Source organism: Halorubellus salinus (assembly GCF_020567525.1).
In the GTDB taxonomy this organism is placed as follows: Archaea; Halobacteriota; Halobacteria; order Halobacteriales; family Natrialbaceae; genus Halorubellus; species Halorubellus salinus.
On record NZ_JAJCVI010000001.1, the window covers coordinates 584,667 to 599,135 of the forward strand.

The 14,469-nt window shown below is 69.8% G+C and carries 10 protein-coding genes; 5 read left to right on the forward strand and 5 right to left on the reverse strand.

What is annotated here, in order from left to right:
• Window positions 1-279 precede the first annotated feature (279 nt).
• Window positions 280-1,452, forward strand: coding sequence for a tubulin/FtsZ family protein (locus tag LI336_RS02940; RefSeq protein WP_227131127.1), 1,173 nt, complete (start codon window positions 280-282; stop codon window positions 1,450-1,452).
• A gap of 346 nt (window positions 1,453-1,798) precedes the next feature.
• Window positions 1,799-2,890, forward strand: a complete 1,092-nt coding sequence (locus LI336_RS02945) for a spondin domain-containing protein (protein WP_227131128.1) — start codon at window positions 1,799-1,801, stop codon at window positions 2,888-2,890.
• A gap of 102 nt (window positions 2,891-2,992) precedes the next feature.
• Here LI336_RS02945 and LI336_RS02950 read toward each other — a convergent pair whose 3' ends face one another.
• Window positions 2,993-4,693 carry a thiamine pyrophosphate-binding protein gene (locus LI336_RS02950; protein WP_227131129.1) on the reverse strand — a complete coding sequence of 567 codons (1,701 nt, stop codon included), beginning with the start codon at window positions 4,691-4,693 and terminating at the stop codon, window positions 2,993-2,995.
• Window positions 4,694-4,831: 138 nt separating this feature from the next.
• On the opposite strand from LI336_RS02950, the gene LI336_RS02955 reads away from it, so the two are divergent.
• Window positions 4,832-5,209 (forward strand): hypothetical protein, encoded by a 378-nt coding sequence (locus LI336_RS02955; RefSeq protein ID WP_227131130.1) that lies wholly within the window; start codon window positions 4,832-4,834, stop codon window positions 5,207-5,209.
• Window positions 5,210-5,245: 36 nt separating this feature from the next.
• Here the strand turns inward: LI336_RS02955 and LI336_RS02960 are convergent, their stop codons facing one another.
• The 3 genes from LI336_RS02960 to LI336_RS02970 all read right to left on the reverse strand — a co-directional run bounded on the left by LI336_RS02960 (window position 5,246) and on the right by LI336_RS02970 (window position 9,015).
• Entirely contained in the window at window positions 5,246-7,003 is a 1,758-nt protein-coding gene (locus tag LI336_RS02960) for a sensor histidine kinase (RefSeq protein ID WP_227131131.1), read from the reverse strand.
• Window positions 7,004-7,224: 221 nt separating this feature from the next.
• A complete protein-coding gene (locus LI336_RS02965; RefSeq protein WP_227131132.1) occupies window positions 7,225-8,226 on the reverse strand; it encodes a TIGR04024 family LLM class F420-dependent oxidoreductase in 1,002 nt (333 codons plus the stop codon).
• Window positions 8,227-8,238: 12 nt separating this feature from the next.
• Complete coding sequence (locus LI336_RS02970; RefSeq protein ID WP_227131133.1) at window positions 8,239-9,015, reverse strand: SDR family NAD(P)-dependent oxidoreductase; 777 nt, start codon at window positions 9,013-9,015, stop codon at window positions 8,239-8,241.
• Between the two features lie 171 nt (window positions 9,016-9,186).
• Between LI336_RS02970 and LI336_RS02975 the strand changes: the two genes are divergently transcribed.
• Both LI336_RS02975 and LI336_RS02980 read left to right on the forward strand, forming a co-directional pair.
• A complete protein-coding gene (locus tag LI336_RS02975; RefSeq protein WP_227131134.1) occupies window positions 9,187-11,109 on the forward strand; it encodes an ABC transporter ATP-binding protein in 1,923 nt (640 codons plus the stop codon).
• A gap of 162 nt (window positions 11,110-11,271) precedes the next feature.
• Window positions 11,272-13,149 (forward strand): hybrid sensor histidine kinase/response regulator, encoded by a 1,878-nt coding sequence (locus LI336_RS02980; RefSeq protein ID WP_227131135.1) that lies wholly within the window; start codon window positions 11,272-11,274, stop codon window positions 13,147-13,149.
• Between the two features lie 46 nt (window positions 13,150-13,195).
• Here LI336_RS02980 and LI336_RS02985 read toward each other — a convergent pair whose 3' ends face one another.
• Window positions 13,196-14,422, reverse strand: coding sequence for an acyl-CoA dehydrogenase family protein (locus tag LI336_RS02985; protein WP_227131136.1), 1,227 nt, complete (start codon window positions 14,420-14,422; stop codon window positions 13,196-13,198).
• Window positions 14,423-14,469 lie beyond the last annotated feature (47 nt).

Here is a 14,469-nt window from a genome sequence, read left to right on the forward strand (position 1 = left end):
TCGCGCCGGCGTCAAATTTGTACTCCTTCCGAGCGGGTTCCCGCGCGTCGACGTCGCTCGTCGACGCGACTAGGCCCGGGTTATCGAGACCCCGGCGAGGAGTGGCGAGCCGATAACGGCATCGTACCGGGCTCGAACCGGTCGTCCGACGGAGCCGGCCACCGGAACGTCGCGGTCGCGCCAAGCACGTGACACGACGGGGGACGAGCGCGCGTCGACCGATGCCCGCGGCCGATAAGACGCTTGTAACTAACCCGGACCTGGCCGGTGTATTACGGCATGAAACTGGCGCTCATCGGGTTCGGGAACGCCGGCAGCAAGATCGTCGACGAGTTGCTGTACCACGAGCACGAGCAGGACCTGGACTACGTCCGGGCGGCGCTGGCCATCAACTCGGCGCGCACGGACCTCGCGAAGCTCGACTACGTCCCGCCGGAGCAGCAGCTGCTCATCGGGCAGACCCACGAGCGCGTGAAGGGCCAGGGCGTCGGCGCGGACCCCGAGCTCGGTGCGGAGGTGACGCGACAGGACCTCCACGAGGTCGAGCGAGCGCTCGACGAGATCCCGCTGTACGACGTGGACGCGTTCCTCGTCGCCGCCGGCCTGGGCGGCGGCACCGGGAGCGGCGGCGCGCCCGTGCTCGCGTCCGGGCTGCGAGCGAAGTTCGACGAACCAGTGTACGGACTCGGCGTCCTCCCGAGCGACGAAGAGGGCGGGCGCGCGGCGTTCAACGCCGCGCGGTCCTTCCAGTCGTTCGTCGAGGGCGCGGACAACGTCCTCCTGTTCGACAACGACGCCTGGCGGGGGAACGAGGACACCGTCGGCGCGGGCTACGAGCGAACGAACCGCGAGATCGCGACCCGGCTCGGGACGCTGTTCGCGGCGGGGAACGTCGGCGAGGAGGTCGCGGAGAACGCGATGGACGCGAGCGACATCCGGCGGACGCTCGCGACCGGTGGCGTGTCCACGATCGCGTACGCCGAGACGGGGCTGTCTCCCGGGACCGTCGAGTCGAAGGGGCTGCTGTCGCGGTTCAAGCGGAACGGAGCCACCGAGAACGTGGATTCGGCCCAGAAGGTGAGTGGGCTGGTGCGGCAGGCGATCCAGTCGCGGTTGACGTGTCCGGCGGACGTGTCGTCGGTCGAGCGGTCGTTGATCGTCGTCGCTGGGCCGTCCGAGGAGTTCTCGCGGAAGGGCTTGGAGCGTGCGCGCCAGTGGGTCGAGCAGCAGACCGATAGCATGGACGTGCTCGCGGGCGACAGCCCGCAGCCGTCGGCCGAGGGCCTCTCGGCGGTGGTGGTGTTGTCGAACCCGACGGACGTGGAGCGCGTCGACCAGCTCCAGGGGCGGGCGGTGGACGCGAAGGGGAACATGGAGGCCCAGGAGGAGGCACGGGAGGACGCGATCGAGGACCTCATTACGGACGAGGGCGGGGAGCTCGACCCGATCTGACGTCGCCGGCCGGGGCGTGGAAACGACGGCTTAGCGGTCGCCGGCGTGCGGTCGCCGACCCGGTTCGTTGCTCGTTCGTCGCGGAGTCGACGCCGAGAAAGGCGGCGTTTGTCCGGCCCGCATACATCTTGTGAACTAATAACAAAGACGGCGAGTTCCCCTGTTCGAGACGTCCGCTCCCGCTGGAGCGGTCGCCACAGATGAGGACGACACACCCAACGAGCCCGAGCCGTCGGGCACCGACAGCACGAACAGCACGCACGACTCGGACAGCGCGGACACCACGGAATCCACGGACGACACGAGCAGCACCGGGACGCGTCGCGCGGGACGGAGGTGGTGACGCGTGACCGACGACGCGAGGGACCCGGCGGTCAGCCGCCGGCAGACGCTCACGCTCGGTGCGGGCGCGCTCGCCGCGGGAGCGCTCGGCGCGAGTGCGCTAGGGCAGCAGGGAGGCGACGGCGGTGACGGCGGTGACGGCGGCGGCCAGCAGGGCCGCGTCTACCGCGTCACCGTCGCGAACCTCACGCGAGGGCAGCCGTTCACGCCACCAGCGGTCGCGCTCCACCAGCCGTCCGTCGAGGTGTTCTCGGTCGGCGACGCCGCGAACGCGCCGACCCAGGAGCTCGCGGAGAACGGGAACCTCGTCCCGCTCCTGGACCTCATCGAGAGCACGCCCGAGATCAGGGCCGCAGCCGCCGGCGGGTCGCCGCTCGTCCCCGAAGACGACCCGGCCGACACCGGCCTGCCGTACTACGCGACGCTGCGGTTGTCGGCGGACGCGAGCGCGACCCACCTGACGTTCGCGAGCATGCTCATCGCGACGAACGACGGTATCGTCGGCCTCGACACCGTCGAACTCCCCGAGGACCTGAACGAGTCGGTGACGTACTACGCGAACGGCTACGACGTCGGCACCGAGGAGAACACGGAACGGTTCGAGGACCTGGTGCCGCCCGCGAAGACGCTCATCCTCGGCGGCGAACCCGAAGGCACCACCGAGACGGACTCGGAGCTGGCGACCGACGGCGTCATCCAACCCCATCCCGGCATCCAGGGCGTCGGGGACCTGCCGCCGGAATTGTACGACTGGCGCGAGCCCGCCGCACTCGTCCAGGTCGAACGCATCGCGCCCACGGCCACCGAACCGACGACGACCACGGGCACCGCCACCGAGACCGAGACAGGGACCGAGACGGAGACGGAGACCGAGGAAGAGACCGAGACGGAAACCGAGGAGGAGACCGGGACCGAGGAGGAGACCGGGACCGAGACGGAGACCGAGGAGGATACCGAGACGGAGACCGAGGAGGATACCGAGACTGAGACAGAGACGGAGGAGGAGACCGAGACTGAGACAGAGACGGAGGAGGAGACCGAGACTGAGACAGAGACGGAGGAGGAGACCGAGACTGAGACCGGGACTGTGAGGTAGACCGAGACGAGCACGAGCGTCTGGACGCGATCGACGGCGCGTAGGGGCTGGGCGTCGGAGACGAGGGCGGCGCGAGTAGCCGGGGGTCGCTCCCCGGCGCCGTCAGTCGTGGACGGGGACGTCGAAAACGACCGGGCCGGTCGTCGAGACCGCGTCCGAGAGCGCCGCTTCCAGGTCCGCGTCGGCGTCCACGAGGCGGCCGTCGACGCCGTTCGCGCTCGCGCTCGCCGCGATGTCGACCGGCGGGTCGAAGTCCATGCCGACGAAGTCGTCGGCGGTCTCGTCGTCGCCGAACATCGCGCGCTGGTTGTCCTTGAGGATGCGGTAGTTCCGGTTGTCGACGACGACGACCGTCAGGTCCACGTCGAGCGAGGCGGCGAGCTGGACGCTCTGGGGATAGTACAGGTACGAGCCGTCGCCGACGAACCCGACGACGTCCCGGCGCTCGTCCGCGGGTCGCATCGACTCGGCGAGCGCCGCGCCGACGCTCGCGGGGAGGCCGTACCCGAGGCCGCCGCCCTTGTTCGACGCGAGGTCACCGGGTTCGAAGTCCCAGCGCGAGAGGAGCGCGTACTTCGCGGTGACGCCCTCGTCGACGACGTACGCCTCGGGAACGACCGCGTTCAGGGCGTCCACGAGGTCGGCCTTCGACGGCCGCGGGTCCTCAACGTCCGATTCCGCGAGGTCCGCGACCTTCCGCTCGGCGAACGTCTTCATCGCGGCGACGCCGTCCAGGCGCTTCTGGCGTTCCTCGCCGTCGACGCGCTCGCGGACGCGCTCCGCGAGGTCCGTCATGAGGAGGCCGAGGTCGCCCGTGACGCCCGTCCCTGGCTGGTTCTTCGCGACCTCCCAGGTATCGGTCGCGAGGTGGATGCAGGTCGGGTCACCCGGAACGAGAGGGTCATCGTGGTCCCAGAGCGTCGTGTTCGTGGACACGCCCGCGAACACGAGCGTGTCCGTGTTCAGGAGCGCTTGCGCGAACTCCTCGCTCGGCGGGATGTGACTCACCCACTGGTCGTGGTCGGTCGGGAACGACGCCTCGCTCGACAGTATCTCGCCGTGCACGCGCATCCCCGCGGCCTCCGCGAGGTCGACGGCGGCCTGAACGGGGTCGACGGGCGACGAGGCGGCGTGGCGCGGGACGTGGTCGCCGACGACGAGCACCGGGTCGTTCGCGGCCGCGAGGCGCTCGGCGGCCTCCTCGAGCGCGGCGGGGTCGCCCCGGCCCGCGTTCTGGACGCGGCCACCGATGGGTTCCGGACTGGCGTCGGTCTCCGCGCGCATGACGTCGAGCGGGAGCGCGAGGAACACGGGACCGGTCGGGGGCGTGCACGCGACGCGGAACGCGCGCCGGAGCATCGTCGGGAGCGCTTCGACGTCGAGGACCTCCGCGCTCCACTTCGTGAACTGGTCGGTCATCGCGACCATGTCGCCGTCGAGGATGGGTTCCTCGTGGCGGAACCCGCGACCGTGCGCGCCCGCCGTGACGACGAGTGGCGCACCCGTGACGCTCGCGTCGTAGAGGTTCCCGAGCCCGTGCGCGGTCCCCGGTGCCACGTGGAGGTTCACCACGCCCGCCGGGAGCCCGTCGAGCTCGTCGGCGTACGCGAGCCGCGTCGATGCGTACCCCGCCGCGGCGCCGACCGCGACGTCCTCGTGCAGGCCGAGCGCGTACGCGACGTCGCTGTCCGCGAGCGCTCGCGTCACCGGCAGTTCCGTCGTCCCCGGGTTCCCGAAGACGTGCTCGATACCGTACGTCTCGAGCGTGTCGACGAACAGGTCAGCGCCCGTGTACTCGGTCATGCCACACGCCACGTAGCCCTCCCTCTAAGCGGTTTGGCCGAGCGCACGTCACTGTCGACCGCCGCGACCACGGGTCGCGTTCTCACGCTCGAAGAACCACGCCCTCGCTATATGCTCGCTGCGCGCGTCTAGACGCGTATGAGCCCAACTACCCGAAACTCCTACACCGTCGGTATCGGTATCGTCTTCGGTGCAGCACTCGGCCTCCTCGCCGCGTTCATGCTCGACTTCGACATCGCGCTCGGCACCGCGTACGGCGCGAGCACCGGCATCATCGTCGCCGCCGCCGTCGTCGCGGTCGCAACCCACGAGAACCGGCTCGCGCTCGGCACGCTCGCCGGCCTCCTCGTGGGTACCGGCGTCGGCGCCGTCGCCGCGTGGAGCGTCGACCTCGACCCGCTCGGCGGCGCGCTCGCCGGCGCAATCGTCGGGTTCTCGCTCGGCGCGATGCTCGCACTCACCGCGCCGCGCGACGACCGCGGCCCCCTCGCACCGAAAGTCAGACACGGCCGGTGAACGCCGGCCTCCTTCTCGCTGTCGTCGAGTCCCCAGTCACGACTCCCGGTCGTCGCCGCCGTCAGCGGCCGCCACGCCGTCCGCCCGTCCGCTCGACGCGGCGCTCGGTCCCACGTCTGCGACGCACTCGGCGATGTCGAGGACGGCGTCGCCGTCGTCGTCGAACTCGACCCCGCCTCCGAGCGACCGGACGCCCCACTTCACGAGCCAGAGCGACAGCCCGCTCGCGTGCTCGAGGGGCGTCTCCTCGCCGCGCCGAACGACCTCGTACTCCGACGCCGGGATGCCCGACCCGTCGTCGCTCGCACGGATCGTCAGGTCGCCCTCGAACGTGAACGCGCGCACCGAGATGACGTCGTCGCCGTAGTGCGCGAGCGCGTCCACGAGGTCCGCGACGACCGCCTCGAACACGACCGCGTCCACGTCCAACTGCACGGCCCGGGACGGCGTGTAGACGTCCACGGTCGCGTCCGGGTGCTCGTCGGTGACGCGCTCGACGGCACCGTCGAGGAGGGCCGCGAGCGCGTACGTGTTCGCGTCGTCGTCCCGGGACATGATGCGTTCGACCTCGCGTGCCTTCTGCCCGAGTTCGTCGAGCGTGCCCGCGGCGGTCGATATCTCGGTCGCCATCGACGCCGCGCCGTCGTCGAGCTGGCGTTCCACCATCGTCGCGTACCCCGAGATGACGTTCACCTCCGTCCGGAGGTTGTGCCGGAGGACGCGATTCAGGACCTCCAGACGCTGCTGGGCGTCCCGGTGCTCGGTGATGTCCCGGAACACGAGCGTCCGCCCGATGATCGACCCGTACCGGTCGTGGACGGGTGACACAGTCACCTCGTACACGCTCCCGTCGTTCACGACCTCGAACAGGTCCTCCTCGGGAGCGAGCGTGACGCCCGCGACCGACGACAGGGACGCGCCGAGCGCTCGGTGGCGGTCGAGGTCGAAGCGTTTCGAGGCCGCCGCGTTGACGTCGACGACGCGCTCGGCGTCGTCCACGACGACGACCGCGTCCCGCATGTCCGAGACGAGCGCGCTCGCGCCCCGGCGACGCGTCGCCGGCACGAAGTCCAGTAGGTCGTACCGGAAGATGGCGTTCGCGAACAAGAGGGCGGTGAGCGGGAGCGTGAACGGCAGGAGGTCGATGCCGGGGATGGGTTCGGAGCCGAGGACCGCGACGACGTTCCCGACCCACGGGAAGAGCGCGCCGACGACGAGGCTCGCGGCCTGCTGCTTGTAGAGCCGGTCGAACCGGACGACGAACTCGAAGAGGATGGCGACGCCCGTGATGAAGCAGACGTACGCGACGACGATGAAGAGGACGTACAGTGGTCCCTGGCCGTGCATGAGGAACGTGTGTCCCATCCATTCGGTCGCGGTGGTCGTCGGGTAGAAGAGGTCGCCGAAGCGCGCGACGAGGAGCGTCTCCGAGACGGGCATCGCGTGCGCGACCGCGGCGGCGACCGCGAGCGCGGGGACGACGGAGAGCGAGACGACGACGCGTCGCGTCAGGTACTCGGGGCGCCCGGAGTACTCGAGCGCGAACAGCAGCCAGACGACGGGGAGCGGTGCGATGGCGAACCACTGCGCGGCGCCGAGCGCTGACCGGAGCGTGCCCTCCTGGATGGGGAGGCTGAACGCGTACAGGAACGCGTACCCCGTCATCGTCGCGGCGAGGAACGCGAACGTCCGCGCCCCCGGGCGGTCCCGTCGCCTGTACCCGAGGTACGCGAGCGACCCGGTCGCTACGCCGGCGACCACGAGCACGCCACTGAGGAACGGGAACCCACCCACGATACCAGCCTGTGTGGTACGACGTGTCCGACGGAGTGGCCTTAAGCTTCCGGCCATCTGTACCGAACCGCGTGGTATCGGGCGATAGTGGACGTGAACGAGCGGTTCGTTAAGTCGCGGGAGTGGAAGCCGAACGCTTCGGGACGGGGGCGCGACGTGACGCAGGCGGTACTGGACCGGTTACCGGGGTCCGGCCGCGACGGGTCCGGCCGCGAGTCGCCTCACTCGGGCGCGAACGCTTCGAGCGTCGCGTCGATCTCCTCGGGGCTGGCGGCGCGCGGGAACCCGATGGAGACGTTGTCGACGCCGTCGACGTCGGCGAACTTCGCCAGTTCCTCGCGAGCGCGCTCTGGCGTCCCGGCGGCCGTGAAGTCGTCGAGCATGTCGTCGCTGAAGATGTCGATCGCGGCCTCGCGGTCGCCGTTCGTCCACTTCGCGGCGACGTCGTGCGCCTCGTCCTCGTAGCCCTGGCGGGCGAGCGAGTCGCGGTAGTACGTCCCCATCGCGCCGACGTAGAACGCGGCGTGCTGTGCGGTGAGGTGGCGGGCGCGGTCGCCGTCCTCGAGCGCGCAGCACGTGAGCGAGAGCGTGACCTCCTGCTCGCCCCGGTCGTTGTCGCCGAGGTCGGTCCCGCGCTCGAAGTCCTCAAGCCGGTCGGCCATCGCGTCTGGCGTGAAGAGGATGGCGTGCCAGCCGTCCGCGAACCGGCCGGCGAGCTCGACGGCCTTCGGGCCCATCGCGGCGACGTCGACGCGCGGCGCCGGGTCGGGCGCCTCGCAGCGCAGCCGGAACCCGCTGACGTCGAAGTACTCGCCCTCGTACTCCAGCTCCTCGCCGCGGAGGACTTGCTTCACGATGTCGACATACTCGCGGGTTCGCCGGAGCGGGTTCCCGAAGTCGATGCCGTGCCAGCCCTCGACGACGGCGGGCCCCGACGGCCCGATGCCGAGACGGAATCGGCCGTCCGATACTTCGTCGAGCGTCGCCGCGGTCTGTGCGAGCAGCGCGGGCGACCGCGAGTACACGTTCATGATCGACGAGCCGACGAGGACCTCGTCGGTCGCGTGCGCGATGCTCGTCATGATCGTGACGGCGTCGCGGCCCCACGTCTCCGGGAGCCACACGCCTTCGTACCCGAGTTCCTCCGCGCGCACCGCCATGTCGACGAAGTCCTGCACGGACTCCTGGGCGGCGACCGGCAGGTGGACGTGGTAGTCGGTCATCGACGGCCTCGTTCAGACATCCGGGCTCTCCATGATGTCGGGGACGCCCGCGACCGTGAGGCTCTGCCCGACGAGGTAGGAGGACGCCGGGGACGCGAGGAACTGCGCGACGTCGGCGATCTCCTCGCTCACGCCGATGCGGCGCTTCACTTCCTCGCGGTCGACCTCGTCGGCGGTGACGCCCATCTGGCTCGCGACGCCGGGGGTCGCGACGAACCCGGGCGCGATGCAGTTCACGCGGACGTCGTCGTCGGCCCACTCGAACGCGAGCGTCTTCGTGAGGTTCTCCACGGCGGCCTTCGCGGCCGCGTAGTGACTCATGTACGGCGCCCCCTGTTGGCCCGCGACCGAGGACAGGTTGATGACTGTCCCGGACGCGTCCTTCAGGTGCTCCTCGGCGGCCTGGATGCAGTGGTACGTGCCGGTGAGGTTGATGTCGACGATGGTCTTCCACCCGTTCGGGCTGATGTCGTCGAAGTTCGCCATGAACGACGCGCCGGCGTTGTTCACGAGGACGTCCACGCCGCCGAACTCGTCGACGGTCGCCTCCACCATCGCCTCCACCGCGTCCCGGTCGGTCACGTCGCACTCCACTGCGTACGCGCTCCCCGGGCGGTCGCTGTCGTTGATGCCGTCGGCAACCGGTTCGACGTTCTCCATCTCGCGACTGCAGACGACGACGTCCACGCCGTCGTCCGCGAATCGCTCCGCGATCACCTGTCCGATTCCAGACGACGAGCCCGTGACGATGGCGACGTCGCCGTCGACGCTGAACTGGTCCGTGGCCATACCGAGGGCCATGGAACCCAGGACCAAAGTAATTTGCAATGGGTTGTCTGTTCACTGGTTCCAGTCGACGGCGCGCGACCCTCGCGACGGCCCCGAGGTCGGCCGACGACCGCGACGAGAGCGTTTCGAATCGAAGGTCATTTGCTGCGCGCTCGGATTGATGCTCCCAACGTGGCCTCCGACGACGACGAGAACCCCTTCGAGGCGTACCGCGTGGACGTCGACCGACCGCTCGCCAGGTTGTTCCGCGAGTACGGCGTCCCGCGGTGGCCGTGGCTGCTCGCGGGCATCCTCTCGAACTTCGTCTCCCGTGCCGCACTCCTCCTCCCGCCGGTCGTCCTCGGGACCGCCATCGACGCCGTCTTCTCGCCGGACGGCGCGAGCCGGTACAACCTCCCGCTCGTCCCCGCGGGGATGATTCCGACCACGCAGGTCGAACAGTTCTGGTTCAGCGTGTGGCTCATCGTCGGCGCGTTCGTCGTCGGTACCGCCGCGCGCTGGGTGTGGGGCGTGACGATGAACACGTTCGCACACGGCGTCATGCACGCCGTCCGCACCGACACCTACAGCGCGATGCAGGACCTCGACATGACGTTCTTCGACGACAAGGAGACCGGCGAGGTCATGAGCATCCTGAACAACGACGCGTCGAACCTCGAGACGTTCCTCGACGACGCGCTCTCGGAGGTCCTGCGGCTCGTCGTGATGGTGCTCGGTATCGCCGGCATCCTGTTCTTCTACAACGCCCAGCTCGCCGCGGTGACGCTCGTGTTCGTTCCCCTCATGGGAGCGTTCACGCTCTGGTTCATGCGGAAGGCCGAACCGCGGTACGCTCGCGTCCGCGAAGCCGTCGGCGACCTCAACACGCGCCTGGAGAACGGGCTCGCGGGCATCCAGCTCGTGAAGACCACCGGGACGGAAGCCCACGAGACCGACCGCGTCCGCGGTGCCTCGCGCGAACTCTACGACGCGAACATGTCCATCTTGACGCTCTCGTACTTCTACCGACCCGGGATGAGCTTCCTCGCGGGGCTGTCGTTCGCCGCGACCTTCCTCGTCGGCGGCCTCTGGATCTTCCAGGGGCCGCCCGGGCCACTGACGGGGACGCTCTCGGTCGGCGAGTTCGTCATCTTCGTGTTCATGACCCAGCGGTTCGTCCAGCCGCTCTCGCAGGTGTCGAACATCGTCGACTGGTACGAGAACGCGAAGGCGAGCGGGAAGCGCGTGTTCGGTCTCATGGACGTCCCGCCGCACGTCACCGAACGCGAGGACGCCATCGAGCTCGCGGACGTCGACGGCCACGTCCGGTACGACGACGTCACGTTCGCGTACGACGGCGCGGACGAACCCGTCCTGGACGGCGTCTCCATCGACGCCGACCCCGGCGAGACCGTCGCGCTCGTCGGGTCGACGGGCGCCGGGAAGTCCACGACCCTCAAGCTCCTCATGCGGCTCTACGACGTTGACGGACCACGTCCGTCAGCCCGTCAGACGCAATCTGACGACGTGAACGGGGGCGCGGTCACGGTCGACGGGCACGACGTCCGCGACGTCACGCTCGCGTCGCTCCGCGAGCACGTCGGGTACGTCGGCCAGGACTCGTTCCTCTTCGACGGCACCATCGCGGAGAACGTCCGCTACGGGCGGTTCGACGCCGACCGCGACGCCGTCGAGCGCGCCGCCAGGCTCGCGGAAGCGCACGACTTCATCGCGGACCTCCCCGAGGGCTACGACACGCGCGTCGGCGAGCGGGGCGTGAAGCTCTCGGGCGGGCAACGCCAGCGGCTCGCCATCGCGCGCGTCGTCCTCCAGGACCCACCCATCCTCGTGCTCGACGAAGCCACCTCGGACGTCGACACGGAGACCGAACTGCGCATCCAGCGGAGTCTCGACGAGCTCGCCGCCGACCGCACGACGTTCGCCATCGCGCACCGGCTCTCGACCGTGAAGGACGCCGACCGCATCGTCGTCCTCGAGGACGGCGCCGTCGTCGAACGCGGCAGTCACGACGAACTGCTCGCCGCCGACGGCCGGTACGCGACGCTCTGGAACGTCCAGACCGGCGAGCTCGACGACCCCGACGACGCGTACTGACCGATCCGTGCCGACGGCCCGTTCCGGCCAGTCGACATCGACGAGCGTCGATCGCCAGTCCACGGCGTCGCACGCCGACGGCATGAGTATGCAAGCCGATAGCGCGAGCGTCGTGGTAGCGAACCGAACGTTTCTTGCATACCTCGGGCGACGCCCCACGATATGCGAGACGTTCAGGTGCTCTGCGTCGACGACCAACAGAGCCTCCTGGACCTCACCGAGACGTTCCTCGACCGCGAGAGCGACCGCATCAGCGTCCTGACGGCGACGACAGCCGACGAAGCGCTCGACGTGCTCGCCGAGGCCGACGTCGACTGCGTCGTCAGCGACTACGACCTGGAACGTCGGACCGGCCTCGCGTTCCTGAAGACCGTCCGCGAGGACCACGCCGACGTGCCGTTCGTCCTCTTCACGGGCAAGGGCAGCGAGGCCGTCGCCGCCGACGCCATCTCCGCGGGCGTCACCGACTACCTCCAGAAGGGCGGGCGCGAACAGTACGCGCTCCTCGCGAACCGCGTCGAGAACGCCGTCGACGCCGCCCGCGCCGAACGCGAACTCGAACGCACCCGCGAGAAGACCGCGCAACTCCACGAGCACGCCGCCGACATCGCGGGTGCGTCCTCGCGCGACGCCGTCGTCGACGCCGCCCTCTCCGCCGCCGACGACATCCTCGAATTCCACGTCTACGGGCTCTACGAAGCCACCGACGACCGCTTCGAGCCACTCGGTGCGGCGAGCTACGAACCCGACTCGCTCCCCGCGCTTGACGACGGCGTCCTCGGGAAGACCTACCAGCGCGGGGAGTCGTTCCACATCGACGACGTCGCCCGGACCGACGACGCCGCACCCGACCAGACGTCGTTCCGGTCGGCCGTCTCCGTCCCCGTCGGCGACGACGTCGTCTTCCAGGCCATCGCCGCGGAACCGAACGCGTTCACGGCCCCCGACCTGGAACTCACCGAACTGCTCGCGACGCACGTCGAGCAAGCGTTCGAGCGCCTGGACCGCGAACGCGAGTACGAACGGACGACCGAGCAACTCCAGGCGATCCTCGACAACACCACCGCGATCGTCTACATCAAGGACCGGGAGGGCCGCTACGAGCTCGCGAACGAACGGTTCCGCGAGGTCGTCGACGTCGACGACGGCGAGCTCGTCGGGCGAACCGACTGGGAGTTACAGGACGACGAGTTCGCCAAGGCGGTCCGCGCGAACGACCGCCGTGCGATGGAAGAGGAGCGCGCGATAGAGGTCGAGGAGGACGCGTACCGGGACGGCGAACGACGGACGTACTACTCGGTGAAGGTCCCACTGTTCGACGACGACGGCGACCCGAAGGGCGTCTGCGGTATCAGCTCGGACATCACCGAACTCAAGGAACGCGAGCTCGAGCTCGAGCAGGAACGGAACCGGCTCGACGAGTTCGCGAGCGTCGTCGCCCACGACCTCCGCGGGCCGCTGTCGGTCGCCGAAGGCTACCGCGAACTCCTCGCGGCGGACCTCGACGACCCGCGGCTCGACGAGATCGCGGAGGCGCACGCCCGGATGACGGAGCTCATCGACGACGTGCTCTCGCTCGCCCGAGAGGGCGACCACGACGTCGACGCGCACGACGTCTCCATCGCGGGCGTCGCCGAGTCCGCGCAGTCCGCGGTCGACCTGCCCGAGCGCGTGACCGTCGAGGTCGACGACGACGGGGTCGTGAGCGCGGACCCGTCGCGACTCCGGCGCGTGTTCGAGAACTGCTTCCGGAACGCCGTCGACCACGGCGCCTCCACGTCACGCATCCGCGTCGACGTCACCGACGACGGGTTCGCTATCGCCGACGACGGCGACGGGCTCCCCGTGGACGCGCGCGACGACCTGTTCGAGTACGGCGTCAGCGACGGCGACGGAACCGGCATCGGGCTCGCGGTCGTCCGCGAGATAGTGCAAGCGCACGGCTGGTCGGTGGAGTGCGCGGAGAGCGCCGACGGCGGTGCGCGCTTCGAGTTCACGACGGCCGAGCCGCCGCGGCCGCCCGCTACGCTCTCCAACTGACGACCGGACTCGGCCCGTGCGGTTGCGTGGCTCTGTCCGGTGCGCGCTACAGTTCGTCGTCGTAGCGCGTGATGCCCGCGAGCTCCTCGTTATCGGGGTCGTCGAACGCCCAGCGTGCGATACTGCGGCGGTGGACCTCGTCGGCGCCGTCGACGATGCGGAACGCGCGGACGTTCTCGTAGAAGTCCGCCAGCGGGAGGTCCTTCCCGATGCCGTTCCCGCCGCAGACCTGGACGGCGGTGTCGACGGCGTCCTGGGCGACGTTCGCGGTGAACGTCTTCGCCATCGCCACCTCGATGCGGGCCTCGTCGCCGTCGGCGATGCCGTCGGCGGCGTGCCGGATCATCGTCCGCGCGGCGTGCAGGCTCGTCCGATGGTCGGCGATCTCGTGCCGGAGCGCTTGCTTCTCGCTGAGGGGTTCGCCGAACGCTTCGCGTTCGCTCGCGTACGCGGTGGCGATGTCGAGCGCGCGGTCGGCCATCCCCGCGAACCGCATGCAGTGAGTCAACCGGGCGGGACCGAGTCGCGCTTGCGCGACCATGAACCCGCCGTCCTCGGGGCCGAGCGTGTTCTCCACGGGGACCCGGGCATCGTGGAACTTCACCTCGGCGTGACTCGACCCGACGGGCTCCCCGCCCGTGTGCGGGACGTCCCGGACGACCTCCACGCCCTCGGTGTCGCGCGGGACGATGACGAGGCTCGTCCCCTCGTAGGGGTGCGCGTCCGGGTTCGAGCGCGCCATCACGAGGAACACGTCCGCGTCGGCGCCGCCCGTCGTCCACCACTTGTGCCCCGAGATGACCCACTCGCCGGCGTCCTCGTCCTTCCGTGCACTCGTCTGCAGCATCTTCGGGTCCGACCCGCCGCCCTGCATCGGTTCGGTCATGCAGAACCCGGAGTTCGCGTCGCCGCGCGCGAGCGGCGCCAGCCAGCGCTCCTGTTGCTCGTCCGTCCCGAAGTGCTCCAGGGTATGCATGTTGCCCTCGTCGGGCGCCGCGCACCGCATCGCGGTCCCGCCGAGCAGGCTCCGTCCCGCCTCCTCGAACACCGGGAGCATCGCGCGGAAGTCCATCCCGAGCCCACCGTACTCCTCGGGGAGCTGCGGGCCGTACACGTCGTACTCGCGGGCTTTCTCGCGGAGGTCGTCGACGACGTCGTCGGGGACGTTCGTCTCGCCGAGGTACTCGCGCTCCACCGGAATCACTTCCTCGCGCACGAACTCGCGCGCTCGCTCAGCGACCGCCTTGCCGTGTTCGGGGTCGTCGTACTCCATGCGCGCATCGATGGACGCCGCCCTCTAAACGGTATGGCAACCGGTGA

Coding starts and splice junctions, on each gene's coding strand:
- LI336_RS02950 (WP_227131129.1), bottom strand. CDS start 4,693: ATGACCGAGTACACGGGCGCTGACCTGTTCGTCGACACGCTCGAGACG.
- LI336_RS02955 (WP_227131130.1), top strand. CDS start 4,832: ATGAGCCCAACTACCCGAAACTCCTACACCGTCGGTATCGGTATCGTC.
- LI336_RS02940 (WP_227131127.1), top strand. CDS start 280: ATGAAACTGGCGCTCATCGGGTTCGGGAACGCCGGCAGCAAGATCGTC.
- LI336_RS02985 (WP_227131136.1), bottom strand. CDS start 14,422: ATGGAGTACGACGACCCCGAACACGGCAAGGCGGTCGCTGAGCGAGCG.
- LI336_RS02970 (WP_227131133.1), bottom strand. CDS start 9,015: ATGGCCACGGACCAGTTCAGCGTCGACGGCGACGTCGCCATCGTCACG.
- LI336_RS02965 (WP_227131132.1), bottom strand. CDS start 8,226: ATGACCGACTACCACGTCCACCTGCCGGTCGCCGCCCAGGAGTCCGTG.
- LI336_RS02980 (WP_227131135.1), top strand. CDS start 11,272: ATGCGAGACGTTCAGGTGCTCTGCGTCGACGACCAACAGAGCCTCCTG.